The sequence below is a fragment of the Bradyrhizobium sp. USDA 4449 genome (genome assembly GCF_054056275.1).
The window spans coordinates 5,888,748-5,914,589 of the sequence record NZ_JBSRYD010000001.1 but is presented as its reverse complement, the minus strand read 5'-3'; the positions used below and the strand labels follow the sequence as shown (position 1 = coordinate 5,914,589).

The 25,842-nt window shown below is 64.5% G+C and carries 27 protein-coding genes; 15 read left to right on the top strand and 12 right to left on the bottom strand.

The window, feature by feature from the left end:
- Positions 1-222 precede the first annotated feature (222 nt).
- Entirely contained in the window at positions 223-1,041 is an 819-nt protein-coding gene (locus ACVIIW_RS27615; RefSeq protein ID WP_456703624.1) for an invasion associated locus B family protein, read from the top strand.
- 82 nt (positions 1,042-1,123) lie between these two features.
- Here ACVIIW_RS27615 and hspQ read toward each other — a convergent pair whose 3' ends face one another.
- Positions 1,124-1,456 (bottom strand): heat shock protein HspQ, encoded by a 333-nt coding sequence (gene hspQ, locus ACVIIW_RS27610; protein ID WP_018317973.1) that lies wholly within the window; start codon positions 1,454-1,456, stop codon positions 1,124-1,126.
- Positions 1,457-1,562: 106 nt separating this feature from the next.
- Here hspQ and ACVIIW_RS27605 point away from each other — a divergent pair, with 106 nt between their 5' ends.
- Positions 1,563-2,516: an AEC family transporter gene (locus ACVIIW_RS27605; protein ID WP_456703623.1), complete on the top strand. Its 954-nt coding sequence runs from the start codon at positions 1,563-1,565 to the stop codon at positions 2,514-2,516.
- 3 nt (positions 2,517-2,519) lie between these two features.
- Here the strand turns inward: ACVIIW_RS27605 and ACVIIW_RS27600 are convergent, their stop codons facing one another.
- Positions 2,520-3,704: a UbiH/UbiF family hydroxylase gene (locus tag ACVIIW_RS27600; RefSeq protein ID WP_456703622.1), complete on the bottom strand. Its 1,185-nt coding sequence runs from the start codon at positions 3,702-3,704 to the stop codon at positions 2,520-2,522.
- A gap of 139 nt (positions 3,705-3,843) precedes the next feature.
- On the opposite strand from ACVIIW_RS27600, the gene pcsA reads away from it, so the two are divergent.
- The 3 genes from pcsA (at position 3,844) to ACVIIW_RS27585 (ending at position 6,342) form a co-directional block, all read left to right on the top strand.
- Positions 3,844-4,569, top strand: a complete 726-nt coding sequence (pcsA, locus tag ACVIIW_RS27595) for a phosphatidylcholine synthase (protein ID WP_456705285.1) — start codon at positions 3,844-3,846, stop codon at positions 4,567-4,569.
- A complete protein-coding gene (locus ACVIIW_RS27590) occupies positions 4,566-5,291 on the top strand; it encodes a TerC family protein (protein ID WP_456703621.1) in 726 nt (241 codons plus the stop codon). Before pcsA ends, ACVIIW_RS27590 begins: the two co-directional genes overlap by 4 nt.
- A gap of 76 nt (positions 5,292-5,367) precedes the next feature.
- Positions 5,368-6,342 carry a quinone oxidoreductase family protein gene (locus tag ACVIIW_RS27585; RefSeq protein ID WP_456703620.1) on the top strand — a complete coding sequence of 325 codons (975 nt, stop codon included), beginning with the start codon at positions 5,368-5,370 and terminating at the stop codon, positions 6,340-6,342.
- Positions 6,343-6,486: 144 nt separating this feature from the next.
- On the opposite strand, the gene ACVIIW_RS27580 is transcribed toward ACVIIW_RS27585, so the two are convergent.
- Entirely contained in the window at positions 6,487-7,683 is a 1,197-nt protein-coding gene (locus tag ACVIIW_RS27580) for an acetylornithine transaminase (RefSeq protein WP_456703619.1), read from the bottom strand.
- Positions 7,684-8,066: 383 nt separating this feature from the next.
- Here ACVIIW_RS27580 and ACVIIW_RS27575 point away from each other — a divergent pair, with 383 nt between their 5' ends.
- Positions 8,067-9,002 (top strand): hypothetical protein, encoded by a 936-nt coding sequence (locus ACVIIW_RS27575; protein ID WP_456703618.1) that lies wholly within the window; start codon positions 8,067-8,069, stop codon positions 9,000-9,002.
- 64 nt (positions 9,003-9,066) lie between these two features.
- Here the strand turns inward: ACVIIW_RS27575 and rimO are convergent, their stop codons facing one another.
- Positions 9,067-10,392: a 30S ribosomal protein S12 methylthiotransferase RimO gene (gene rimO, locus ACVIIW_RS27570; protein WP_456703617.1), complete on the bottom strand. Its 1,326-nt coding sequence runs from the start codon at positions 10,390-10,392 to the stop codon at positions 9,067-9,069.
- A 111-nt stretch (positions 10,393-10,503) separates the two neighbouring features.
- On the opposite strand from rimO, the gene ACVIIW_RS27565 reads away from it, so the two are divergent.
- From ACVIIW_RS27565 to ACVIIW_RS27540, 6 genes are all read left to right on the top strand, one after another.
- Positions 10,504-11,094: an ANTAR domain-containing response regulator gene (locus ACVIIW_RS27565; protein ID WP_456703616.1), complete on the top strand. Its 591-nt coding sequence runs from the start codon at positions 10,504-10,506 to the stop codon at positions 11,092-11,094.
- Positions 11,091-12,254: a CmpA/NrtA family ABC transporter substrate-binding protein gene (locus ACVIIW_RS27560; RefSeq protein ID WP_456703615.1), complete on the top strand. Its 1,164-nt coding sequence runs from the start codon at positions 11,091-11,093 to the stop codon at positions 12,252-12,254. The genes ACVIIW_RS27565 and ACVIIW_RS27560 overlap by 4 nt, the downstream gene beginning before the upstream one ends.
- Before the next feature lie 349 nt (positions 12,255-12,603).
- Positions 12,604-13,434, top strand: coding sequence for a formate/nitrite transporter family protein (locus tag ACVIIW_RS27555; RefSeq protein WP_456703614.1), 831 nt, complete (start codon positions 12,604-12,606; stop codon positions 13,432-13,434).
- Positions 13,435-13,447: 13 nt separating this feature from the next.
- Positions 13,448-15,244 (top strand): NirA family protein, encoded by a 1,797-nt coding sequence (locus ACVIIW_RS27550; RefSeq protein WP_456703613.1) that lies wholly within the window; start codon positions 13,448-13,450, stop codon positions 15,242-15,244.
- Entirely contained in the window at positions 15,241-16,851 is a 1,611-nt protein-coding gene (locus ACVIIW_RS27545) for a sulfite reductase subunit alpha (RefSeq protein ID WP_456703612.1), read from the top strand. Before ACVIIW_RS27550 ends, ACVIIW_RS27545 begins: the two co-directional genes overlap by 4 nt.
- Positions 16,852-17,038: 187 nt before the next feature.
- Complete coding sequence (locus tag ACVIIW_RS27540; protein WP_456703611.1) at positions 17,039-17,212, top strand: hypothetical protein; 174 nt, start codon at positions 17,039-17,041, stop codon at positions 17,210-17,212.
- On the opposite strand, the gene ACVIIW_RS27535 is transcribed toward ACVIIW_RS27540, so the two are convergent.
- The 3 genes from ACVIIW_RS27535 to pxpB are packed head-to-tail and all read right to left on the bottom strand — an operon-like array spanning position 17,213 to position 19,777.
- Positions 17,213-17,983 (bottom strand): LamB/YcsF family protein, encoded by a 771-nt coding sequence (locus ACVIIW_RS27535; protein WP_456703610.1) that lies wholly within the window; start codon positions 17,981-17,983, stop codon positions 17,213-17,215.
- A 28-nt stretch (positions 17,984-18,011) separates the two neighbouring features.
- Entirely contained in the window at positions 18,012-19,049 is a 1,038-nt protein-coding gene (locus ACVIIW_RS27530; RefSeq protein ID WP_456703609.1) for a 5-oxoprolinase subunit C family protein, read from the bottom strand.
- Positions 19,046-19,777 (bottom strand): 5-oxoprolinase subunit PxpB, encoded by a 732-nt coding sequence (pxpB, locus tag ACVIIW_RS27525; RefSeq protein WP_456703608.1) that lies wholly within the window; start codon positions 19,775-19,777, stop codon positions 19,046-19,048. Before pxpB ends, ACVIIW_RS27530 begins: the two co-directional genes overlap by 4 nt.
- Before the next feature lie 232 nt (positions 19,778-20,009).
- Between pxpB and ACVIIW_RS27520 the strand changes: the two genes are divergently transcribed.
- Positions 20,010-20,708, top strand: coding sequence for a ribonuclease activity regulator RraA (locus ACVIIW_RS27520; protein ID WP_456703607.1), 699 nt, complete (start codon positions 20,010-20,012; stop codon positions 20,706-20,708).
- 18 nt (positions 20,709-20,726) lie between these two features.
- Complete coding sequence (locus tag ACVIIW_RS27515) at positions 20,727-21,131, top strand: (R)-mandelonitrile lyase (protein WP_092237153.1); 405 nt, start codon at positions 20,727-20,729, stop codon at positions 21,129-21,131.
- Between the two features lie 13 nt (positions 21,132-21,144).
- Here ACVIIW_RS27515 and ACVIIW_RS27510 read toward each other — a convergent pair whose 3' ends face one another.
- From ACVIIW_RS27510 to ACVIIW_RS27500, 3 genes are all read right to left on the bottom strand, one after another.
- Positions 21,145-21,501 (bottom strand): hypothetical protein, encoded by a 357-nt coding sequence (locus tag ACVIIW_RS27510; RefSeq protein ID WP_456703606.1) that lies wholly within the window; start codon positions 21,499-21,501, stop codon positions 21,145-21,147.
- A 178-nt stretch (positions 21,502-21,679) separates the two neighbouring features.
- A complete protein-coding gene (locus ACVIIW_RS27505) occupies positions 21,680-22,612 on the bottom strand; it encodes a DUF2147 domain-containing protein (RefSeq protein ID WP_456703605.1) in 933 nt (310 codons plus the stop codon).
- 156 nt (positions 22,613-22,768) lie between these two features.
- Positions 22,769-23,551 (bottom strand): transporter substrate-binding domain-containing protein, encoded by a 783-nt coding sequence (locus ACVIIW_RS27500; protein ID WP_456703604.1) that lies wholly within the window; start codon positions 23,549-23,551, stop codon positions 22,769-22,771.
- A 114-nt stretch (positions 23,552-23,665) separates the two neighbouring features.
- On the opposite strand from ACVIIW_RS27500, the gene ACVIIW_RS27495 reads away from it, so the two are divergent.
- Positions 23,666-24,163, top strand: a complete 498-nt coding sequence (locus ACVIIW_RS27495; RefSeq protein WP_456705284.1) for a DUF1993 domain-containing protein — start codon at positions 23,666-23,668, stop codon at positions 24,161-24,163.
- Here ACVIIW_RS27495 and ACVIIW_RS27490 read toward each other — a convergent pair whose 3' ends face one another.
- On the bottom strand, positions 24,164-24,661 hold the full coding sequence (locus ACVIIW_RS27490) for a hypothetical protein (protein ID WP_456703603.1): 498 nt from the start codon (positions 24,659-24,661) through the stop codon (positions 24,164-24,166).
- A 168-nt stretch (positions 24,662-24,829) separates the two neighbouring features.
- The gene (locus ACVIIW_RS27485) at positions 24,830-25,819 is read right to left on the bottom strand and encodes a hydroxyacid dehydrogenase (RefSeq protein WP_456703602.1); all 990 of its coding nucleotides are present in this window, start codon (positions 25,817-25,819) and stop codon (positions 24,830-24,832) included.
- Between the last annotated feature and the right edge of the window lie 23 nt (positions 25,820-25,842).

Below are 25,842 nucleotides of genomic sequence, written 5' to 3'. Positions count from 1 at the left end.
CTATCACAGGGATTTCACTGGGCGCCCGCCCGGATGTGGCCAAAGACGCTTGTCGGCATTGATCTTTTCGTCGACCACGTTATGAAGGCACGCAATCGCGCAAGAGCGCCGAGCCCGTCACTTATCTGCCTCAATTGACGGGGAGAGAGCCGCGCCCAAGGCGGCTTGGGTCGGTGCATCGGAGCGGTTCGGGCACTTCCCGTTCAGAAAGGGTTTTCTGCAATGAATTTCCGTTATTTGGCCGCGTCCGTCCGGCCGCGCGGGCGAGTTCTCGCTCTGTTGACGGCGACGGCATTGGTCATTCCGTTTGCCGCCGAAGCCCAGACCCCACCACCGGCCGCCGCGCCGAAAGCCAAGGCCGCGCCAAAGGCGGCCCCCAAGGCCCCGGCCCCGGCGCCCGCGCCGGCTGCCCAGGCCCAACAGGCTCCGGCCCAGCAGGGCGCGCCAGCGGCGCAGGGCGCTCCGCCCGCGGATCAGCAGATCCAGCTGATCTACGCTCCCTGGACCAAGTTCTGCCTCAAGGGCCAGGACGCCAACGCCAAGCAGGTTTGCTTCACCGGCAAGGACGGCCGCATCGAATCGGGTCAGCCGGTCATCGCCGCCGTGATCATCGAGCCCGAAGGCGAGCCGAAGAAGATCCTGCGCGTGACGCTGCCGCTCGGCATGCAACTCGTGCACGGCACCCGCATCATCGTCGACAACAACCCGCCGCTGCAGAGCCCGTATGTGATCTGCTTCCAGAACGGCTGCATGTCCGACTACGAGGCGACGCCCGAGCTCCTCAACAACATGAAGAAGGGCCAGAACCTCGTGGTGCAGGCGATCAACGCCAACGGTGCGCCGCTGACCCTGCCGCTGCCGCTCGCCGGCGAATTCCAGAAGGCCTATGACGGTCCGCCGACCGATCCGAAGGTGTTCGAGGAAACCCAGAAGAAGCTCCAGGAAGAGCTTCAGAAGAAGGCTGAAGAGCAGCGCAAGAAGCTCGAGCAGCAGGGCGGAGCGCCGGGTACACCCGGTGCAGCGCCGGCGGCCCAGAAGTAGTCGGGCTCAAACCCCTGATATGAAAAAGGCGCTCGGTTCGAGCGCCTTTTTTGTTGCCCAGATGTTTTATTGGCCAGCTGTTCTAGTTCAGCGAGGGATTGCGCGGGCGGTAGCCGCCATCCTTGTTCTTGATGAAGATCTCGGCGACCTGGGAATGCCGGATCGGTTCGCCTGATTCGTCGGGCAGCAGGTTCTGCTCGGAGACGTAGGCGACGTACTCGGATTCCGCGTTCTCCGCGAGCAGATGATAGAACGGCTGGTCCTTGTGGGGCCGTACTTCCTCGGGGATCGACAGCCACCACTCTTCGGTGTTGTTGAATTCCGGATCGATGTCGAAAATCACCCCCCGGAACGAGAAGATCCGGTGGCGAACGACCTGGCCGATCTGGAATTTGGCGGTCCGCGCTTTAATCATTCCCCGTCGATAGACCAGGATTGTGGCCGATGCTAGTGGCCTGATCCGGAATTAACCCGCCGGTGCGGGACAGACAGCTTCAAAATCTTCAGAAAAACCTTTATCTATGGTTGCTATCCTCAATCTGGCGCTACCTTATTTCGGCTTGATCTTTGTCGGTTTCGCCTGCGGCAAGGCCAAGTCGCTGCCGGAATCGGGGCTGGCCTGGATGAACTTCTTCCTGCTCTACGTATCGCTGCCGGCGCTGCTGTTCGCGATCATGTCGAAGACTCCTTTTTCGGAATTGAATAACCCGCCGTTCCTGGTCGCAACCACGCTGTCCACGGTCACCGCGTTCACCCTGGCGCTGGCGGTCGGCAAGCTGCTCGGCCGCCTGACGCTGCGGGAGGCGACGCTCGCAGGACTCTCCGGCGGCTACGGCAATATCGGCTATATGGGGCCGGGTCTGGCCCTCGCCGTGCTCGGGCCGAAGGCCTCGGCGCCGACAGCGCTGATCTTCTGCTGCGACAGCATCTTCCTGTTCACGATCGTGCCGCTGTTGGTCGAGCTGTCAGACCGCGAACATCCCTCGATCCTGCATGCCTTCGGGGTCGTGCTGAAGCAGATCGTGCTCAACCCGCTGATCATGTCGGCCTGTTTTGGCGCGGCCGTGGCGGCGCTCCATATCGAACTGCCGGTCGCGCTCGATCGCACCATCACCTTCCTCCAGAACGCCGCCGCCCCGACGGCGCTATTCGTGCTCGGCGTGACCGTGGCGCTGCGCCCGTTCGACCGCGTGCCGTGGGAAGTGCCCGGCGTGATCGCCGTCAAACTCCTGATCCACCCGCTGGCGGCGTTCGGCTGGATGCTGGCGTTCGGCCCCTTCGCGCAGCCCTGGGCTGCCACGGCCATCCTGATGGCCTCGCTGCCGCCGGCGCTGAATGTGTTCGTGATCGCGCGCCAGAACGATGCCTGGATCGAATCGGCCTCCGTCGCGGTGCTGCTCGGGACGTTCGCCTCGGTGGTCACGCTGACCGGAGTGATGTGGCTGCTCCAGACCGGCCGGCTGGTGTTTCCGTAAACGCTACTTTCGCCAGGTCGGCGTCAGCCCCTCGCGCATGGCAAAGCGCCGGAGCGGGCCGATGGCACCCAACAGATGCAGGCCGACAGCGCGGACCGGCTGAAGCGGCAGGAAATCGTTGAGCAGCGAGCGGTTGGCGATGTCGATCACAAAAGTCCGGCTCAGAATATCCGGGCGCCGCGCTCGGTCGTAACGCTTGAGCGCGTCGTCCGCGCCGGGATCATGGCCTGATGCGATGGCCTCGCCGGCGAGTCCGGCGATGTCAGCGGCGTCCCGCAGACCGAGATTGAGGCCCTGGGCGCCGATCGGGGGGACCACGTGGGCGGCTTCGCCGACCAGGGCGATGCGGTCGCGAGCAAAGGATTGCGGACGTTCGATCGCCAGCGGGAACAGGCTGCGACCGGGCTCGACCGTCATCCGGCCGAGAATGGAATGCGACTGCTTCTCGATCGCGGCGGAGAGCTCCTCGTCGCTCAAGCCGCGCAGTCGCTCGGCTTCCGCGGGGGCCGAGACCCAGACCACGCTGGAGCGGTTGCCGGGCAGGGGGACGAACACGCAGGGGCCATGCGGGGTGTGGAACTCGGTCGAGACGTTGCGATGCGGCCTGCCATGGCTGACGTTGAAGGTCAGCGCCGTCTGCGTCAGGTCGCGTCGCGTCACGGCAATTCCGGCAGCCTCCCGGCACAGCGAATGCCGGCCGTCGGCGCCGACCACGAGCCGGGCCGAGAGGAATTGTCCCGATGCCGTGCGGATGGCGACATCATCAGCTTCGATCACGACGCTCTCGGCCTCGTCGTCAAAACGAACGAGATTCGGCAACTCGGCCGCGCGCGCTTCGAGCGCCAGCATCAGCGAGCGGTTGTCGATGTTGTAGCCGAAGGCGTCTCGCCCGATTTCGTGGCAGGAGAACCGGACCTCCGGCGCACGGATTAGCCTGTTGGTGTCGTCGACGAGACGCATCACCTCGAGTGCGGCGGCCTTGTCCCTGCAGCGCGGCCAGACGTCCAGGCTCTCCAGCAGATCGACGGAGGCACCCAGCAGCGCAGTGGTCCTGTTATCGGCATAGGGCAGGCGCCGCGCCACCAGCGCGGTCCGCGCGCCGGCCTGCGCCAGTGCGATCGCGGCCGCGAGGCCTGCCGGTCCACCGCCGATGATGGTCGCGTCAAAGAACGTCGATGCGTCTGTCATGGAACGACATGTGACACGCCCTGTGGCAAATTCAAGCCCACCTATTTCGCCTGATTTTATAACGAATTGCGCGGCCGATGCCCCATCGGCGGATGTGCAAACCGGTCGCGTTCTGGTAGCAGAAGCCATGGATACCAAGATGGACAGCCAAGAGGATTCCCTCAAGCCGACGCCCGCGATCCGTGCCGCGGCGTTCTCGGTGCACATCTTCACCGCCTTCGGCGCAGCCATCGCACTGCTGGCGATGCTCGAGGCCGTGCGCGAGCACTGGGCGGCGATGTTCGGATGGCTGGGGGTCGCCCTGATCATCGATGCCGTCGACGGACCGATCGCGCGCAGGCTCAACGTCAAGGTCGTGCAGCCGAACTGGTCGGGCGACGTGCTCGACCTGGTGGTCGATTTCGTCACCTATGTGTTCGTGCCGGCCTATGCGATTGTTGCGAGCGGCATGCTGCTGCCGGTCGCGGCACCGTTGCTCGGCATCGCCATCATCGTGACCGGCGCGCTCTATTTCGCCGATCTGCGCATGAAGGCTGAGGACAATCACTTTCGCGGCTTTCCGGCGCTGTGGAATGCGGCGGCGTTCTATTTGTTCCTGCTGCACTGGCCGCCGCTGTCCTCGACGCTGCTGGTCGCAGCGCTGGTGGTGCTGACCTTCGTGCCGTTCCACGTGCTGCATCCGGTCCGCGTCGTGCGGCTGCGCTGGCTCACGATGTCGCTGATCGCGCTGTGGGCGGTGCTCGGGGTCTATGCGCTGGAGATGGATTTTCGCGCGGGCACCGGCGTAACCGTCGCACTCTGCGCGATCGCTCTCTGGATCGTCTTCAGCGACGCTTTGATCCGGCTGGTGAGGGCGTTCGCGTGATGCATTTGCTGACCAGCCCGGAGGCCTGGGCCGCGCTGCTCACCTTGACCGCGCTCGAGATCGTGCTCGGCATCGACAACGTCATCTTCCTGTCGGTGATCGTCTCGCGCATTCCGGAGCCGCAGGCCCATCGCGCGCGCCAGATCGGGCTGGCGCTGGCGCTGATCTTCCGCATCATCCTGCTCAGCCTGCTGGTCCGGCTGATAGGCCTGACCGCCCCGGTGTTCTCGTTTTCGGGGTACGATTTTTCGTGGCGTGACCTGATCCTGATCGGCGGCGGCCTGTTCCTGATCGCGAAGGCGACGCACGAGATCCATGCCGAGGTCGAGGCCGATGATTCCGGCGACGATCAGAGGTCCGGCGGCAGTGCGTTCTTCTGGGTGATCGTCCAGATCATCATCATCGACATCGTGTTCTCGCTGGACTCGATCATCACCGCGATCGGGATGGCGCAGGACCTCGAGATCATGATCGCGGCCGTCGTGATCGCCTGCCTGATCATGTACATTTCATCGGGACCGGTGGCGCGATTCGTCGCGGAGCATCCGACCACCAAGATGCTGGCGCTGGCATTTCTGGTGTTGATCGGCGTTGCGCTGGTTGCGGACGGATTCAAATTCCACATCCCGCGCGGTTACATCTATTTCGCAATTGCGTTCTCGGCGGCCGTGGAATTCTTCAACGTGCTGGCCAAGCGCAATCGCAAGAAGAAGCCCGTCTAGCCGCTCCAGATCGGGTCGAGTTGACAAGGCGGGCGCTATGTCTTTCGCTTGAGCGGCGAGAAGAGGAGGTCAGGTGATGACCAAAGCGGTCCGTGTGCACAAGGTCGGAGGTCCCGAGGCCCTGGTCTATGAGAGCGTCGAGGTCCCGGCGCCCGGCTCCGGCGAGGTGCGCATCCGCCAGCATGCGGTCGGCCTGAACTTCATCGACGTCTATTACCGCACGGGCCTGTACAAGGCTCCGGGATTGCCGTTCATCGCCGGCAACGAGGCGTCGGGCGAGGTCGTCGCCGTCGGGCCTGGCGTAACGCATTTCCATCCCGGCGACCGCGTCGCCTACTACCACAATCTCGGCGGGTATGCGAGCGAGCGCAACATCCCCTGGGACAGGCTGGTCAAGCTGCCCGATCACATCACCTACGAGCAGGGCGCCGTGCTGATGCTCAAGGGCCTCACCGTCTGGTATCTCCTGCACAAGACCTTCAAGGTCGAGCCGCATCATCGGGTGCTGATCCATGCCGCGGCGGGCGGCATTGGTCTGCTGGCTTGCCAATGGGCGAGGGCGCTCGGGGCACACGTCATCGGCACGGTCGGCTCGCGCGAGAAAGCCGAGCTCGCGGAAGCCAATGGCTGCGACCACGTCATCCTCTACAACGAGGAAGACTTCGTCGCGCGCGTCAAGCAAATCAGCCGCAACGAGGGCTGCGACGTCGTGTATGACGGCGTCGGCAAGTCGACCTTCCCGGGTTCGCTGTCGTGTTTGAAGCCGCGCGGCATGTTCGTCTCGTTCGGCAATGCCTCGGGCCCCGTGCCGCCATTCGCGATCGCGGAGCTGAACAATCACGGCTCGCTGTTTGCGACGCGGCCGAAGCTCAACGACTATATCGGTACCCGCAAGGAGCTGCTGGAAGGCGCCGACACGCTGTTCTCCGCCGTCATCAACGGCAAGCTGCACGTGCCGATCAACCACGCCTACGCGCTGAAGGACGCGGCCAAGGCCCACATCGATCTCGAAAGCCGCAAGACGACGGGAGCTTCGATTCTGAAGCCGTAAGTCGTCCGTCGCTATCCGACTCCACGCGCCAGCGTTGCGGCGCAGAGCCGGGACCGAGCGGCGACGAATGGTTCTGTGGGATGGGCCCAGGCTCTGCAGCGCAGCGAAGGAGCGCTGCGCTGCATCCGGGGCACAGGACTGCCATCACGCCACACGTCTCGCCGCGCCGGCCTTGGTCAAGATCTCGTCGAGACAGCCAATCATCTCGGCGATCTCTGCCCTCGTGACGTTCAACGCCGGCATGAAGCGCAGCGTGTCGAGTTGCGGCGCGTTGAGGAGGACGCCGGCCTCGAACGCCTGCGCGACGATGCCGGGCGCGATCGGAAGCTTGAGGTCGAGCGCCAGCAACAGGCCGCGGCCGCGCACGCCGCCGAGGCCATGCCGCGCCGAGACTTTTTGCAACTCGCTCTCGAGCAGCAGGCCGGTCTCGGTGACGGACTTCAGGAAATCCGGCTTGCCGACCTGATCAAGTACCGCAAGTCCCGCCGCGCACATGAAGGGGTTGCCGTTGAACGTTCCGCCCTGGTCGCCGTGCTCGAAGCAGGACGCGCGCTCGGTCGCAAGCAGAGCTGCGAGCGGCACGCCGCCGCCGATGCCTTTGCCGAGCGTCATGATATCAGGCGCAATTCCTGCGTGCTCATAGTGGAAGAGCTTTCCGGTCCGGCCCATGCCGGTCTGGATCTCGTCGAAGATGAGCAGCAGGCCGTGCGCCTCGGTGAGTGCGCGCAGCTCTTGCAGGAACTGATCGGTTGCGGGCCATACGCCTGACTCGCCCTGGATCGGCTCGAGCATGACAGCGACCGTGTTGTCGCTGATCAGCTTCTCGACCGAGGCAATGTCGTTGAGCTCAGCCTTCTTGAAGCCGGATACTTTCGGTTCGAACAGCGGCTCGAACGCCTTCTTGCCGGAGGCCGACATCGTCGCGAGCGTCCGCCCATGGAAGCCGCCTGCGAAGGTAATGATCTCGAACGCGCCGCCTCTGTGCAGGCTGCCATATTTGCGCGCGAGCTTGATCGCGCCCTCATTGGCTTCCGCGCCCGAATTGGCAAAGAACACCTGGTTGAAGGCGCTGACGTCGACCAGCGCCTGTGCCAGCTTGAGGCTCGGCTCGTTGTAGAAGGCGGGGCTCGGCGTCAGCAGCCGCTTGGCCTGCGCAGCCAGCGCGTCGGCAACCGCCGGCGGCGAGTGGCCGAGGCAGTTCACGGCCCAACCCTGCACGAAATCGAGATAGCGCTTGCGGCTGTCGTCCCAGAGATACGAGCCGGCGCCACGGACGAACACGGTCTTCGGCCGTGCAGTGATGTCCATCAGCGCGTCATACGGATGGGTGGCGGTGGTCATGTCGAGCTCCTCTTGGGAAGATCCGGGGCGGGTGAACACGGACGTGAAATGCAAGAAGGCCGCACTTTGCGGGTGCGGCCTTCTCGAAAACTGCGCTGAATTCAGGACTTCAGCGGCGTCGTCGGACATGGCGCAACCCATCATCGTCGCGGGAGCGACGACGCATGGCCTGGCGCAGATGGGTCCGGGAGATAGTCATGGGGCGCGTCCGTACAGTCGAAAGGCAGGGTCTGTCAAGCGGATTGCGATGACGCATCATTCGACCGCAGCCCAGAAACTAAAAAGCCCGTAGCGCGTTTGTGATCGCAGGAAGCGAATTGGTTCGAACCGGACTCAAGCCGGTCGAGACTAAAAGGGCGGGACCAACCAGACAGTTTTCAGCCTTGTCCGACACCTCATACCCGATCGACCTCGACAGCATACGCGGCGCGTTTCCGCCGGGCATCGAGGCGCCGCCCTTGCTGCTCGATTTTGCCGGTTGGCTGAACGGGCGGCCCTGGGGCAGCGTCGGCTGCTTCTCGCTGCAGGGCCAGTTCTCCGACCAGGCGCCGATCTTCGACGGCAGCCCCTTGCGCGACCGCTTCGCGCTGTTCATGCGTTTGCCTGATGGTTCGGCCGTGGGCGGCTGGTACGGCGCCGGACTCGACCGCGACGATCCCCCGATCGTCGGGCTGGGCTCGGAAGGCGACCACGAGTTGCTCGCACCGTCCCTCGACGCGCTGCTGACGAAACTGACGTCGCTGCAATTCGACAAGGCCTGGCACGATTTGCGGCCGCACGACGAGGTCGAGCCTCAGACCGCCGAGCTCGCACAGTGGCTCGCCCGAAGGCCGGCCGGCGAACCCGTTGCATGCGAGGACGGCGAGCTTCCCGACTTTCGCGGCTTTGTCGAGAAGTGGAGCAGGGATCGCGAGGAATACTGGGCCAACCACCGACTGATGGCCGAGCTCGGCTGGCGGCTGGCCGCGCACCTGCCCAAAGGCAAGAAGCCCTGGGACAAAACGCATTTCGAGGTCGCGATATCAGGCAAGCAATACGAGGCGCGCGTGCTGGCGCACCGACCGCAACCGTTCGAGGAAGCCGCCTCGATCGAATCCCTGCTGCGTGATTTGCGCGAGGAGATGCGGAGGGCGCAGCCCGAGCTCGGGTTGTGGTACGCGATGAAATTCGGCCTCTATGCCGATGGTCGCGTCATGCCGAACTTCGAATACGACGTCCGCCCAACGATCAACGGCGAGCCGGCGCTATTAGCCGAGGCCCAGGCCGATCTCGCCCGCGCACCGCGCCCGGAGCGCTGGGTGCCGAAATGGCTGGCCTGACTCCAGCCAAGGGTGTCCACCTGTCCCTGCTGGAGAGGTAAACCGACCGTTCCAGCTGATACCGTCAGAACCCGGCGACGCTGCCGTGCAGATCGTACTGGTCCGCACGCTCGATCTTCGCGGTGACGATCTCACCGACGCGCAAGGGGCGGCGGCTGGAGAGATACACCGCGCCGTCAATCTCAGGCGCATCGGCCTTGGAGCGGCCCTTGGCCACCGTTGGACCGACCTCGTCGATGATGATCTGCTGCCGCGTGCCGACCTTGCGCTTCAGCCTGCGCGCAGAAATCTTCTGCTGGCGCGCCATCAGCGCGTTGTAGCGCTCCTGCTTGACCTCGGCGGGCACGGCACCTTCGAGCGCGTTCGACGTGGCACCCGCGACGGGCTCGTATTTGAAGCAGCCGAGGCGATCGATCTCGGCCTCATCCAGCCAGTCCAGCAGATAGGCGAAATCGGAATCAGTCTCGCCGGGGAAGCCGACGATGAAGGTCGAGCGCAACGCGAGGTCGGGACATTCCTCTCGCCAGCGCTTGATGCGCGCCAGCGTCTTGTCCTGCGCCGCCGGGCGCTTCATCGCCTTCAGCACCTCGGGGCTCGCATGCTGGAACGGGATGTCGAGATAGGGCAGCACCTTGCCCTCGTTCATCAGCGCGATGACCTCGTCGACATGCGGGTAGGGGTAAACGTACTGCAGCCGCACCCAGGCGCCGAGTTCGCCGAGCTCGCGTGCGAGGTCCAAAAATCTGGCGCGAACCTGGCGGTCCTTCCACGGGCTCTCGGCATATTTGAGATCGATGCCGTAGGCCGAGGTGTCCTGCGAAATAACAAGCAGTTCCTTGACGCCGGCGCCGACCAGGCGCTCCGCTTCACGCAGAACGTCATTGGCCGGGCGCGAGACCAGGTCGCCGCGCAGCTTCGGGATGATGCAGAAGGTGCAGCGGTTGTTGCAGCCCTCGGAGATCTTGAGATACGCGTAGTGGCGCGGTGTCAGCTTGATGCCCTGCGGCGGCACCAGGTCGAGATGCGGATTGTGCGCCGGCGGCAGCGCGCGATGCACGGCATCGAGCACGCTCTCGTACTGCTGCGGACCTGAGATGGAGAGCACGCCGGGATAGGCCTGCTCGATCGCTTCCGGCTCCGCGCCCATGCAGCCTGTCACGATCACCCTGCCGTTCTCGGCCATGGCCTCGCCGATCGCCGAGAGCGATTCCTGCTTGGCGCTGTCGAGGAAGCCGCAGGTGTTGACGATGACGATATCGGCCCCGTCATGCTTGCGCGCGAGCTCATAGCCCTCGGCGCGCAGGCGCGTGATGATGCGCTCGGAATCCACCAATGCCTTGGGGCACCCGAGTGACACGAAGCTGACCTTGGGCGCAGCCGTCTGATCCATATCCAAATCTGCCTGATTGACAGGCTTGAGCTAGTCCCAATTGCTCATAATTACAACCCTTTGCAGGGCGTTCTGGCGTGCTATGGATGAATCGCCTGCCGCGAGTGAGACATGAGCGCCGAACAGTCGCCCAAAATCGTGATCGTCGACGAAAGCCCGGTCCGGGCCGCGATCCTCGAAGACGGGTTGCGGGAGGCCGGTTTCACTGAGATCCTCCATATCCGCGAGATGCAGAGCCTGCTGGCCCGTATTTATGCGGTGGACCCCGACATCATCCTGATCGATCTCGAGAACCCCAGCCGCGACGTGCTGGAGGCCATGTTCCAGGTCAGCCGCGCCGTGAAGCGGCCGATTGCGATGTTTGTCGACCAGAGCGATACGTCCTCGATTCAGGCTTCCGTGGAGGCAGGGGTGTCCGCCTACATCGTCGACGGGCTGAAGAAGGAGCGCATCAAGCCGATCCTCGACCTCTGCGTGTCGCGCTTCAACGCCTTCGCAAAACTTCAGGAGGAACTGGAGCGCACCAAGTCGCAGCTCGAGGACCGCAAGATCATCGAGAAGGCCAAGGGCATTTTGATGAAGGTCAAGGGTCTCACCGAGGACGAGGCCTATGTGCTGCTGCGTTCAACGGCCATGCGCGAGAAGAAGAAAATCGGCGAGATCGCGCAGTCGATCATCACCGCATCGGAGATGCTGAAATGACTGCGCCCCTTCGCATCGGGTTCATTCCGCTGGTCGATGCCGCCGCCCTGATCGTCGCCGTCGACAGGGGATTTGCCGCGGCTGAGGGTCTCGAGGTCGAGCTGGTGCGCGAAGTGTCCTGGTCCAATGTCCGCGACAAGCTGAACATCGGCCTGTTCGACGCCGCGCATCTGCTGGCTCCCGTGGCGATCGCATCTTCGCTCGGGCTCGGTCACGTCAAGGTGCCGATCGCAGCGCCCTTCAACCTCGGTATCAACGGCAACGCGATCACTGTGTCGCCTTCCTTGCATGCCGCCCTGATCGAGGAGATCGATGGCGACCGCTTCGATCCACTCGCGACCGCGAAGGCGCTGGCGAGAGTTGTGGCCATCAGGCGCAAGGCGGGCGCCGATCCGCTGACATTCGGCATGACCTTTCCGTTCTCGACCCACAATTACCAGCTGCGCTTCTGGATGGCGGCGGCCGGCGTCGATCCCGACGAGGATGTGCGCCTTGTCGTGTTGCCGCCACCCTATATGGTCGATAGTCTCGCCAACGGTCACGTCGACGCCTTTTGCGTCGGCGCGCCCTGGAATTCGGTCGCGGTCGATCTCGGCATCGGCCATATCCTGCATTTCGTGTCCGACATCCTGGAGCGCGCAGCCGAGAAGGTGCTGGCGGTTCGCCAGGTCTGGTCCGACAAGCATCCTGATGTGGTTGCAAGCCTGGTACGTGCGGCGGTGAAAGGGGCCGAGTTCATCGAGCAGCCCGCGAACCTCGCCGAGGTAGCGCAGATCCTGGCGCAACCTGAGCGGATCGGTGTCGATGCCGACGTCATCCAGCGCTCCCTCACTGGGCGGCTCAAGACCTCGCCCGATGGCGCGGTGCGCGAGAGCGGCCGTTATCTTCTGGTCGGACGTGAAGGGGCAGGGCGTCCGGATCCGGTTCAGGCCGCCTGGCTCTACGCGCAGATGGTCCGCTGGAGGCAGACAGCCCTCAGCCCGGAAGCGCTCAAGACCGCGATGGCCGTGTTCCGGCCGGACCTCTACGACGCCGCGATCGGGCGCGTGGGAGAGGGGCACGCCAGCGCCCCCTTCAGCGCTTTTGCCGGACCGGCGTTCGATCCCGGCGATCTCGCCGGATATCTCGCCTCGTTTGAGGTCGGCCGGTCGGCTTTCTAACGCCTGCTCAAGAATTAATCACATTGATTCGAAGCTTAATATTTGGGCCATTGCTGCCCGAAGCAGCATGAACCTTGATCCACTTCATGCGCTGCACACAAATGTAACGTTCTGATTTCATTCGACTTCGCCGTTTGTGCTGCATTGGCACACTCCTTGAATAGAGGAAGCGCAGCCTCCCGGCATGGGCGCCGGCGGCTCAGGTCCATAGTGGATTTCCGCAGCAACGAGGCTGATCGGATCGCTCCGGGCTCTGGCGAGGCGCGTGTGCGCTTCCAACCGGCTCCCTGCGATCAACGTCCGTTTCACCCGTTGACGCCGCCTGCGCGCGGCAAGCTGGAGCTTCGATATGGATTACGCGAAACCCTCTGACGTCGTGGTCTCGATGGTTGATGCCAGCCTGAAGAAGCTGGCACTTGCCCCGCGTGACATCATGATCCGCGGCGCGATCTCCGGCGCATTGTTGGGCGCTGCCACGACGCTGGCCCTGACGGGCGCGGTCACGACGGGGCAGCCTATCGTCGGCGCGCTGATCTTTCCCGTCAGCCTCGTGATGATCGTGCTGCTCGGGCTCGAGCTCGTCACCGGGAGCTTCGCCATCGTGCCGCTGGCTCGCCTCGAAGGCAAGGCGAGCTGGAATGCGGTCATCGCGAACTGGTGCTGGGTGTTCGTCGCCAACCTGCTCGGCAGCATCGCCGTCGGCGCACTGATCGCGATCTCGCTCACCAACATGGGCAAGGTCGAGGTCGCCGGCGTCGCCGCGAAGATCGTTGCTGTCGCCGAAGCCAAGACCATCGGCAACGCGGCGATCGGCAACGCCGGCATGGTCTCCGTCTTCGTCAAGGCGATGCTCTGCAACTGGCTGGTCTGTCTCGGCGTCGTCATGGCGATGACCTCGACCTCCACGGTCGGAAAGATCGCAGCGACATGGCTTCCGATCTTCCTGTTCTTCGCGCTCGGCTACGAGCATGCCGTCGTGAATATGTTCCTGATCCCGACCGGCATGATGCTCGGCGCCAAGATCAGCGTTGCCGACTGGTGGCTGTGGAATCAGATCCCCGTGACCCTGGGCAATCTCGTCGGCGGTTTCGTCTTCACCGGTCTCGCGCTCTACACGACGTACAAGCCTGCAAAGCCGGCAACGGATGTCGCGCAGGTCGCGGTCCAGGCAGCAGAGTAGGTCCATTCAGCTCATGAAACTCGATACCGCACCCACGGCCGATTTCTCCGACGAGCAGAAGCGCTATCTCGAAGGCTTCATGTCCGGCATGCAGGTCGGACGTGTCGGGCGCGCCTTTGCCGCCGGCGGCGCGCCCGCGGCAGCCGCACCGTCCGAACCGTCAGGTCCGGACGCTGCGGCGATCAAGGCGCAGGACAAGCTCACGGCCGCGGGCAAGAAGCTCGCCGACCAGGAGAAGTTCAAGCGCGAGATGCATCCCTTCGATGCCTATGAGCGTCTGAAGGACCAGGCCCGCAACAATGCCAATCCGACGCCGGCGGACAATTTCCGCTGGCGCTATTACGGCATCTTTTGGGTCGCGCCGGCACAGACCTCGTACATGGCGCGTCTGCGCATTCCCAACGGCATTCTGAAGCACTGGCAGATGTCGGGCCTTGCCGACATCGCCGAAAGCTGTGGCGGCGGCTACACCCACGTCACCACCCGGGCCAACTTCCAGATCCGCGAGATCGAGCCGAAGAACGCGGTCAAGCTGATCGAGGGCGTGCAGGACATCGGCCTCTGCTCGCGTGGTGCCGGCGCGGACAACATTCGCAACGTCACGGGCACGCCGACGGCGGGCATCGATCCGCAGGAACTGCTCGACACGCGCCCCTATGCGCGCGAATGGCACTACCACATCCTCAACGACCGCTCGCTGTTCGGCCTGCCGCGCAAGTTCAACGTTGCCTTCGACGGTGCCGGCAAGATCGCCGCGCTGGAGGAAACCAACGACATCGCTTTCACGGCGGTCGAGGTGAAGGACGGCCACGGCGTCGAGCCGGGTGTCTGGTTCAAGCTCGGCCTCGGCGGCATCACCGGCCACAAGGATTTTGCGAAGTATTCGGGCATCGTCGTTCGCCCCCAGGACGCGACCGCTGTGGCCGATGCGATCGTGCGCGTCTTCATCGAGCATGGCGATCGCACCAACCGCAACAAGGCGCGGCTGAAATACGTGCTCGACACCATGGGCCACGACGGCTTCCTCGAGCTGGTCGAGGAGCGCCTCAAGAAGCCGTTCGCACGCGTGCCGGCCGAAGCGATTCTGCCGCGTCCCTTGTCTGACCGCACGGCCCATATCGGCGTGCACAAGCAGAAGCAGGCCGGCCTCAACTGGGTCGGCGTGGCGCTGCCGGTCGGCAAGCTCACCAGCGAGCAGATGCGCGGGCTCGCCAAGATTTCGCAGGATCTCGGTGACGGCGATATCCGCCTGACGGTCTGGCAAAACCTGCTGATCTCAGGGGTGCGTGACGAGAGCGTTGCGCTCGTCACCGCCGCGGTCGAGAAGCTTGGCCTCGCGACGCAAGTCTCGAACGTCCGCGCCGGCCTGATCGCCTGCACCGGCAATGCCGGCTGCAAGTTCGCGGCTTCCGACACCAAGCGCCATGCCGCCGCGATCGGCGACTGGTGCGACGAACGCGTCAATCTCGACACGCCGCTCAACATCCATCTGACCGGCTGCCATCACTCGTGTGCCCAGCACTACATCTCTGACATCGGCCTGATCGCGGCCAAGGTCCCGGGTGCGAGCGAGGATGACCAGGTCGAGGGCTATCACCTGTTCACGGGCGGAGGCTTCGGTCCGGATGCGGACATCGGGCAGGAGGTGTTTCATGACGTGAAGGCCGAGGATGTGCCGAAGAGGATCGAGGGGCTTTTAAAGGCCTATCTCGCCAAGCGGACCTCACCCGAAGAGACGTTCCTGACCTTTTCCCGTCGCCATGACGGCGAAGCCTTGCGCAAACTCGCCGAAGCGGAAGCAGCAGCATGACCCAGATGACCGTGCCTCCCAAGATCGAGATCATTCCGGCCAATGCACCGTTCACCGAAGGCCAGCGTCTCTGGCTGAACGGTTTTCTGGTCGGCATGTTCGGTCTCGACGGCTCGACGGCGCTGTCGCCGGCCGAGAACGGCGCCGTGCTGGCGCCGCAGGGCGATGGCGACGACGGCGAGGCGCCCTGGCATGATCCGGCGATGGCGATCGCCGATCGCATGAAGCTCGCGGAAGGACGTCCGCTCCGCCGCCGCATGATGGCGGCGATGGCGCAGCAGGATTGCGGCCAGTGTGGCTACAATTGCGCCGACTATTCGGACTCGATCGCCAACAAGAGCGAAGCCCGCCTCAACCTCTGCGCCCCCGGCGGCAAGGAGACGGCGCGGATGTTGAAGCAGCTGTTCGAGGAGATCGACAAGGCGCCGGCTGCGAAGCCCGCGCCAGGGGCTCCGGCCACGAGCGCACCGGTTGCGCCGGAGGTAAAGGCGGAGCTCGGCCGTACCCGCGAGAATCCTGTCGAGGCGACATTCCTGTCGCGTCGCCTGCTCAACAAGGGCGGCTCGGAGAAGGAGACCTATCACGTCGAGTTCGATCTCTCCGAGAGCAGGCTCGACTATGTCGTCGGCGACAGCTTTGGCGTGTTCGCCCGCAACGACCTCGGCCTCGTCGACCAGATCATCGCGCTGCTCGGTGCGTCCCACACCACCAAGGTCAACAACAAGACGCTGCGCGAGGCGCTGGTCGAAGACGTCTCGCTGTCGCCTGCGCCCGACAAGCTGTTCGAATTGCTCTCCTTCATCACCGGCGGCGCGCAGCGCGAGAAGGCGAGGGCGCTGGCGCAGGGCGAGGATCCCGATGGCGATGCCGCAACGCTCGACGTGATGGCCGCGCTGCAGAAGTTTTCCGGCACGCGGCCGCATCCCGAGGCCTTCGTGGAGGCGCTGGAGCCGCTGCAGCCGCGGCTCTACTCGATCTCGTCCTCGCACAATGCCACGCCCGGCAAGCTGTCGCTGACGGTCGATTCCGTGCGTTACGTGATCGGCAAGCGCAAACGGCTCGGGGTCGCCTCGACCTTCCTCGGCGAGCGCATCAAGGAGGGCGACAAGCTGAAGGTCTATGTGCAGAAGGCGCATGGTTTCGGTCTGCCGCAGGATCCCAAGATTCCTGTGATCATGATCGGCCCGGGCACCGGCATCGCGCCGTTCCGCGCCTTCCTGCTCGACCGCAAGGCCACCGGCGCGCAAGGCAAAAACTGGCTGTTCTTCGGCCATCAGCGCAGCGATTGCGACTTCTTCTACCGCGACGAGCTGAACGCGATGAAGACCTCAGGGCTTCTGACGCGCCTGTCGCTGGCCTGGTCGCGCGATGGCGAGAAGAAGTTTTACGTGCAGGACCGCATGCGTGAGCTCGGCCGTGAAGTCTGGACGTGGCTCGCCGAAGGCGCGCATCTCTATATCTGCGGCGATGCCAAGCGCATGGCCAAGGACGTCGAGCGAGCGCTGGTCGACATCGTCGCCCAGTTCGGCGCACGTTCGACCGACGAGGCGGTCAGTTTCGTCGCCGATCTCAAGAAGAAGGGGCGCTTCCAGGCTGACGTGTATTGAGCTGCGGCGCCGTCCCGGGACGATGGAACTGGAACCGGTTCCATCTCCCGTGGAGTTTAACGAATCATATTCTTGGAACTCGCGGATACAGAGAATTTCCGACCGCGAAACAGCGCAAAAAGGCGCTTCCATCGCTATTTGCGCAATGATCTTACAGTCGTCGTGCTCGATCGTTCATACTCGCCGCATGGTGCGTTGGAAATCGACCATCCGGGAATTGTCGGCGGAAGCCAGGCTTCACCTTTATGCGCGTTCGCTCTCGCGCAGACCCGCGGCAAGCGTGCATCACATCGGGATCTATGGCGCTTGCGCGATCATCGCGGTGTTGGTCTTCGGCACGCTGTCGGTGCACCCGTTCTGATCACGCCCCGCGCTTGAACGGCGCGACCTCGATCCCCGCATCCTTCAACGCCTGCCGCAGGCCGCGTGCGATGTCGACGGCCCCGTGCGTATCGCCGTGGATGCATACCGTGTCCATGCGCATCTTGATGACCTTGCCGGTGACGGAGACCACCGCGCCATCCTGCACCATGCGCACCACGCGCTCGGCGATTGCCTTCGCATCGTGCAGCACCGCGCCTGGCTTCTTGCGCGAGACGAGATTGCCGTCGTCCTCATAGGCACGGTCGGCAAACACCTCATGCACCATCGGCAGGTTGGCGTCTTCGCCTGCCTTCACCAGCTTTGAATTGGCGAGCACGACGAAAATGAGGCTGGGATCGACCGCCCTGATGCCGGCGGCAATTGCCTTCGCCGTCATGTCGTCCTCGCAGGCGACATTCGACAGTGCGCCATGCGCCTTCACATGCGTCACCTTGTGACCGGCCGCGGTCGCGATCGCCTGCAGCGCGCCGATCTGGTAGGCGACGAGGTTCTCGATCTCGGATGATCTGAGGCCCGCGATCGGATGCCGGCCAAAACCGTGCAGGTCGCGATAGCCAGGATGTGCGCCGACCGAGACGCCGCGCGCTTTCGCCAGCTCAACCGTCCGCCGCATGATGTCGGGGTCGCCGGCATGGAAGCCGCAGGCGACGTTGACCGAGCTTGCGACCTCGATCATGGCGGCGTCGTTGCCCATCTCCCACGCGCCAAATCCTTCGCCGAGGTCGCAATTGAGATCGATCGTCTTCATGGTTGTTCTCCGCCTTTGGTCTTGTTGTCTAAGGCTCCGCCGCGACCTGCCAGGTCCCGGCATCCATGGCACTCACCGCATAGCCCGCGACGTTGGCATCGCTCAGCGCCTCGATGTTGAGCTCGACCGCGTCGGAAGGGCGCAAGCGATCGGGCAGGTTGCGGATCAGCTGTTGAAACTTGCGCGCCTCGTCCTGCGCCTCAGCGATGGTGACCGCCTTGAAATGGAACGCCGTGCCCGCCGAAGTCTGAGCGAGGCGGCCGACATCGGCCGTGATCACGGTTGCGATCTTGGGATAACCACCTGATGTGCCGCGATCCATCATCAGCGCGATCGGCGCGCCGTTGCCGGGCACCTGGATGCTGCCGTTGACGGTGCCGTCGGAGACGATGTTGTGGCCGTGCAGATGCTTGATGGCGGGGCCTTCGAGCCGGTAGCCCATGCGATCCGACGTCGCCGAGACCTTCCACTCGCTGTCGAGGAACAACGCCTTGTTGGCATCATCGAATTCGTCGTCCTGTGGACCCAGCACGACGCGGATCGGGCCGCTGACCGGCTTTGGCAATTCGATCCGTAACTCCGGCGCGCCGCTCGCGGCATCGACCGAGAACTCGTCGCCGGCCTGGAGCGGGCGCGGATAGGGGCTGCCGAGGCCAGCGCGGGCATTCACCGCGAGGCTGCCGAATACCGGCTCGCCTTTGATGGCGCCTTCGATCGCGAGATACGTGAAGGCACCGCCGCGGGCAAAGCCCAGCGCGAGCATCTCGCCGTCCTTCAGCGTGACTGAGCTGTCCATGGCCACGGGCCGCCCGGCAACGTCCGCCGGGCGTGGCGCACCTGATATCCCGACGCGCACGGCGCCATCCCTGGCCGTGAACGTCGCGCCGAACGGGCCGATCTCGACCGCGGCCGCAAACGGCTCGTTGCCGACAAGCGTGTTCGCGGCGGCCAGCGCTAACAGGTCCATCGCACCGCTGACCGTCAGGCCATAGCGCTGCGCGCCGCGTCGTCCGCCGTCCTGGACGGAGCTTGCAGGCCCGATGCTGGCGACGACGAGCCGGCTCATGCGTCCACCCGCTCGGCGATGATCGCGCCGGCTTCCGCGGCACGATCCTGCTCCTCGAACGTCTTGTGGTCGATGGCAAAAAAAGTCACGCGATCGCCGGGTTCGGTGAGGAAGGTCGGGTTGCGCTGGAGTTGATAGGTTCGCACCGGCGTGCGGCCGAGCAGGTGCCAGCCGCTGGGCGCCGCCAGACACTGGATGCCGGCCTGGATGCCTCCGATCGAGATCGTGCCTGCCGGCGTGAACAGCCGGGGACTTTGGCGTCGCGACATGTGCAGGGATTTGTCGAGGCCGCTGAGATAGGACCAACCTGGCGTGAAGCCGATCATGGCGACGCGATAGTCGCCGCCGACGTGACGGGCGACGATGTCGTCCGGCGTGGTGTTCAGTGCTTTCGCGACATCCTCGAGGTCGATGCCGTGCTCGCCACCATAGGCGACGGGAATGCGCCAGCGCCGCGTCTTGCTTGCCGGCGGCAGCGGTCGGCAGGCGATCGCCAGGATCTTTTCGCCGAGCGCGTCAAAGCCGATCTTGCCGGGATCGTAATGCACCAGCAGCGAGCGATAGGTCGGGATCGTCTCGGAGATGCCCTCGATGGGGCTTGATGCGAGCGCCTTGTCGAGCGCGAGCACGCGCTCGTTGGCGGCGTCGTCGATGGTGCGGCTGAACTCGACCGTGACGGCACTGTCGCCACTGGGAAGGAGGCGGGGCGGGGGGAGCGTCGCGGCCATGACCTCTCGAAATCGGTCTTGAGAAAAGCGGGCTCAGCCTTGAGTTCCGCAATGCCATTGCTTCGCGTAAATGCGTCCGCAAGTCCAATAAATTAATTCCGGGGGTGTCGATAAAGCCTTGTTATCGCGGCGTATAAAGGCCAGCAGGGCCGCGTTCTTGGCCCTTGACGGCCAGCTCCCGGCTCGCAAGATGCGCGCGTTCTTTCCCGCATCTCGGAGCTCGTTCTCGTCCATGTCGCTGTCCCCCGAAGCCCGCAAGACCCTCGCCGGCATCACCACCGCCACCATCACTACGGTCCTGCTGAAGAAGGGCCTGCGGAATGTCTGGATGCGCGGTGCGCGTCCGCTGCGCCCGGGCCTGCCGCGGCTGGTCGGACCGGCTTTCACGCTGCGCTTCGTGCCGGCGCGCGAGGATCTGGCGACGCCGGAATCCTGGTCGTCGCCGATCTCGACCCGCACCGCGATCGAGGCGATGCCGGAAGGCTGCATCGCCGTGGTCGACGCCATGGGCATCACCGACGCCGGCATCTTCGGCGACATCCTCTGCGCACGCATGGTCAAGCGCGGCGTTACCGCGCTCGTCACCGACGGCGTGGTGCGGGACGTCGAAGGCGTGCTCGGCACCAATTTGCCGGTCTGGTGCGACGGCTATGCCGCGCCGCCGTCGGTTGCGGGTCTCACTTTCGTCGGCTGGGGTGAGCCGATCGGCTGCGGCGGGGTCGCCGTGTTCCCGAACGACATCGTCGTCGCCGACCAGGACGGCTGCGTCCTGATCCCGGCGGCGATGCTCGATCACGTGCTCAACGAGGGCGTCGAGCAGGAACGGATGGAAGCCTGGATCGTCAACGAGGTGAACAACGGCGCGGTGCTGCCGGGCCTCTATCCCATGAATGCCGAGACCAAGGCGCGCTACGCCGCCAGCAAGAAGTAACAGGAAACGAGGAGCCCCATGGACATCACCCTCGCAGGTGCGCGGCCGACCCGCCGCGCGCCCAAGGAAAACTTCACCGGCACCGTGTTGCAAGACCCCATCAACATGGCGCCCGCGCCGGCGCGGCTGAACGTCTCGCGCGTCTCGTTCGAGCCTGGCGCCCGCACCAACTGGCATCACCATCCGCTCGGGCAAACGCTCTACGTGATTTCCGGCGTTGGCCGCGTCCAGACCAAGGGCGGCCCGGTCAAGGAGATCCGCCCGGGCGATACCGTCTGGATTCCGCCGAATGAAGTGCACTGGCACGGCGCCTCGCCGGGCAACAGCATGTGCCACATCGCCATGCAGGAAGCGCTCGACGGCGTCTATTCGACCTGGCTCGAGCCGGTCACCGACGCCGAGTACGGCGCAGCGCTCGGTTAACGCGGCAGCCGGCCTATATCCGCTCCGCGGTCCACGTGCCCGAGCACATGGCACCATGCCATGTGCCGGAGCCTGTGGTGCCGCTGAGCCGGCCTGAGCCCACGGCGTGCTTGATGCCGGTGCTTAAGGTGACGTTGATGCTCCCGGCGTCCGCGACGCGGCCTGACGCCGTCACCGCGGCGCTGCTCGAGGCGATCTGGCCGTTGCTGATTCCGATCGCGACCGTCGCGCCGTTACCGCAGGTGCCGCTCGATGACGAGATGCGCACATTCCATGCGCCGTCGAAGGTCGAGCCCGCAGCAGCCGCCTGCGTGAGCGGGACAAGAATGGCGATAGCACTAGCGAAGAACCGCCTGCGAAGTCCGTTCATGGCACGCCCCTGTGTTGACCATGCCGGGAGCGTGTCACGGGCGCGGGATCCGGCGATGTGAGGGTCGTCACGCGAGATGCTCCGTGAGGTCTCGCACATCGCGACACCATGACACGGAAAAGCAAAAAGGGACCCGGATCACGGGCCCCTTGTCTGCCTTGCAACGTCGCGCCTGAACCTAGTTCACGCGCGTCCAGGTCTGGCCGCCGCAGAACATGCCACCGAAGGCGCAACCCTGCACGTGCAGGCGGTCGCCGCTCTTCAGCGAGATCGTGGACTCGTAGGTCGAACCGTTGTTGGGATCGAGGATGCGGCCCGACCATTTCTGGTCCTTGCCGGGCTTCATGTTGATCAGCACCTGTTCGCCATTCTGGTTCGACTTGCTGTCGACCGAATAGCCGCAGAGATTGGTGCCGCACTGCTCGATGCGGACCTTGCCTTCCTTCTCCTCGGTGAGCCAGACGCCGACCGGTGAATTGAGCTCGCGCGCGGGCGCGGCGGCTGGCGCCGGCGGCGCGACAGCCGCGGCCTGAACGGGAGCCGGCGCAGGCGGCGGAGGCGGCGGAGGCGGCGCGGACGGCACAGCGGCCACCGCCGGCGCCGCACTCGGCGCCGGTTGAGGCGGCGGCACCATCGCATCTTCGGCCGGAGCGGTGCTGGCGCTTGCTGCCGGAGGCGGAGGCGCTGGGGGCGGCGGAGCCGGAGGCGCCGCTGCGGCTGCGGGAGCAGGTGGCGCGGACGTTTGCTCCGGTGTGGGCGGGGCGGCGGCAGGAGCGGGGGCCGGCGCCGGTGCAGCTGACGTCTGTGGATCGACCTTGGCCTGCTGAGGAGCCTGCGGTTCGGCTTTCGGGCTTCCCTTCGTGTCGTTCTTTGTATCGTTCTTTGTATCGTTCTTTGTATCGTTCTTTGTATCGTTCTTGGCGTCGTTCCTGGCGTCGTTCTTGGCCTTCCTGGGCTTGCCTTGGCCGGTGTTGTCGTACACGCCGGGAATTTGCACCGTGCCGCGCTCGGGATCGAGGCGGATGGTGCGCCCGCCATATTCGAAGGTGTACTGCGCCTGCGCAGCGGTGCTCGCCAAAAGGAATGCAGCCGTCGCCAACAGCTTCCTCATTTCCATCTCCCGAACAGGTGGTCCGCGCACCCGGCAATACGCGCCGGTCCGACCGCGAAAAGTGATCTAGATCACTGTTACCGTATGAGTCGTCCGCATCAGGTTCGGGGTTCAATATCCCGAGAGTGGCCGGGGCAAGCCACGCCATGACGCGGCTTAGTCGAACCAGGCGGCATAGATCTTCTTGTAGCTGCCGTCCTCCATGGAGATGTGCAGCCACTCGTCGACGAAGGCCTTCAGTGCCACGTCGCGCTGGAGCCAGTAGGCTTTCTCGGAGAAGTCGAACGGCTTGTCGGGATGCACGGCGCAGAGCACGCCTTGATGCTGCTTCTGCTGATAGCGGGTCTCGGAGGCATCCGTCATCATCAGGTCGGCATTGCCCTTGGCGATCTCATCAAAGATCGCTGTATTGTCGGGGAACACGGTAATGTCGGCGTCTTTGACGTTGGCGCGCGCGAAACGCTCATTGGTGCCGCCGGGATTGACGATGATTCGGGTGCCCTTCTTGTCGATGTCGGCGAGCGTCTGGTACTTGGCGGTGTCGGCGCAGCGCGCGATCGGCGTCTTTCCCTCGCGCATGATCGGCACTGTGAAGTAGCCTTTCTTCTGGCGGTCGAGCGTCACCGAGATGCCGCCCATCGCGATGTCGAACTGGTCGGCCTCGAAATCCTTCATCAGCTTCGGCCAGGCCGTGGGCACGAATTCGACCTTGACGCCGAGCGCCTTGCCCAGCGCCTCTGCCATGTCGACGTCGAAGCCGGAGAACTGCTGGGTGGCCTTGTCCAGATAGGTGAAGGGCTTGTAGTCGCCGGTCATGCCGACGCGCAACGTGCCGCGCTTGATGATCTCGTCGAGCCGCGAGGAGGCCGGCTGCTGCGCGTAAGCCGAGACGTTTGCCAGGAGCGCAACGGCCAACGTTGCGAAGATTCGAACGATCATCTCTTTTCCACCCATGCCCGAGCTGTCATTGTACAGCTTCTTCAGACGTGGATTTAGACCAGATGCAAGTTTCTGGCGAGGCGGAACTGAAAGGATTTTGGCGTGGCGATCTCGATGTATGAGGCCTCGGTCGGCCTCTTCGTGCCTTACCTGCGCAACCTGTCTGTCCTGCTGGACAAGGGCGTTGCCTATGCCGAAACCCGCAAGTTCAATCCGGCGGTCCTGCTCGGGATGCGGCTGGCGCCGAACATGTACGATCTGGCGCAGCAGGTCGGCGAAGCCTGCCGTCATGCCACGGTGGCTCCGGCCTTGCTGGCGCAGTGCGAACCGGTCGCGCTGCCGCCGCTCGAGCACGACATGGCCGGGCTTCAGGCGCGGATTGCAACCTCAATCGAATTCATTGAAAGCCTGCCGCGCGCCGAGATCGATGCGGCCGCGGAGTTGAAGGTTTTCTTCAAGCTGAAGAACGGAACCGAGCTGCCCTTCACCGGGCGGACGCTGCTGCTGACCAACAGCGTCCCGCAGTTCTTCTTTCACGTCACGACCGCGTACGACCTGCTGCGGCACGCGGGCGTCGAACTCGTGAAGAAGGATTTCCTGGGCCGGAAGTAATTACGCCTCGCCCTTGCGCTCGTAATCGGCGAGGGAGCTGCGGCCGGCGATCTCGCTGCGCAGAGCTTCGAACCGCCGATGCGCTTCGTCCTCGTGCTCGTCCACGAAACGCACAGCGGCTTCGCTCGACATCGGGCCGCTGATCACGGGAGTGGACTGTTCGCCGATGGTCTCGTGAACGTAATACTGGCCATCGTCGCCGCGATGAACCGTCCATTTCAGCCGGATCGCCACCATGGGGCCGGGGCCGACCTTGCTGTAGCCGTCCGCGTCGGTGTGGTCGGGGACCAGCGGCTGCTCCTCGACCATCGGATGCTCGTCGACCATGGGATGCTCGTCGACCATAGGATGGTCTTCAACGGCCGCGTGCTCACCGACGACGACGATCTCCGTCTCGCGGATGGTCTCGGTTTCGCGGACGACCAGGGTCGACTCGGGGTGCTCCAAAATGCTGGCGATGGTCGCCAGCGCGTGGTCAGTCGGGTCGATCTCTGACAAGGGTCCATCCTCCAGCTCGACGCGGCCGGCAAACTCCGTCCCACTGCCGCCGCGGCCGGATACATTACGCGGGTTCGATTAAGGCTGAGTTGGGGCCTCATCTGCACCAAAATGGGACGCATTCTGGCCATCCGAAGGCGGGCAAATCGGCCGCCTTTCGGATTCAATTCAACTGAGCACGTCCTGATTGATGACGTTCTGCCTGATGGGGTCGCCGTCCAGCACACTCAGGATGTTGCGCGCGGTCTGCTCGCTCATGCGGCTCACGGCCTCGACCGTGACCCCGGCAACATGCGGGGCGATGATGACGTTGGGCAGGGCGAACAGCGGATTGCTGACGGGCGGCGGTTCAACCTCGAACACGTCGATGCCGGCGCCGGCGAGCTTGCCGGAGACGAGTGCGTCGTACAGCGCGGCTTCCTTCACGATGCCGCCCCGCGCGGTGTTGATGAGATAGGATCTCGGCTTCATCCGGCCGATCCTGTCAGCGTCGAACAGGCCGACGGTCTCAGGCGTCTTCGGGCAGTGGATTGTGACGAAGTCGGCGTTGGAGAGCGCCGCGTCGAGATCGGTGACCGGCTCGCAACCGGCAGCCTTGATGTCGGCGGCTCCCTTGTAGGGATCGTAGACCTGCACGTTCATTTCCATCGCCTGGCAGCGTTTGGCGGTGCGGGTGCCGATGCGGCCGAAGCCGATGATGAGGACCGTCTTGCCGTAGAGATCGAACGGCAGCATGGCGAGGCGCCCAGCCCATTTGCCGTCCTTGACGCATGCGTGCAACTCGTTGGCGCGCTTGGCCAAGGTCAGCATCATGAACAGCGCCGCTTCCGCGACCGACGGCGAGTTCGCGCTGCCGGCCACCATCAGCGGCACCTTGCGACGCGACAGGGCTGATACGTCGACCGCGTCGTAGCCGACGCCGATGCGGGTCACCACCTTCATGTCCTTGGCCGCTTCGAGCTCGGTCTCCCCGAAGGCGGTGGCGCCGAGCGCGACGCCATGAACCGGCGCATGGCTCTTCAGCAGAGCCTCGAAATCCCCGGCGGAGATCAGGTTCGGAAATTCGACGAGCTCGATATCGTCCCGCTGGGTGAGGAGGGCGCGTGCCCCTTGCGACAAAGTCTGTGTAACGAAAATCTTCTTCTTGTTGGTCGCCATCGCTCCCCGCCTGCTCGCGTTTC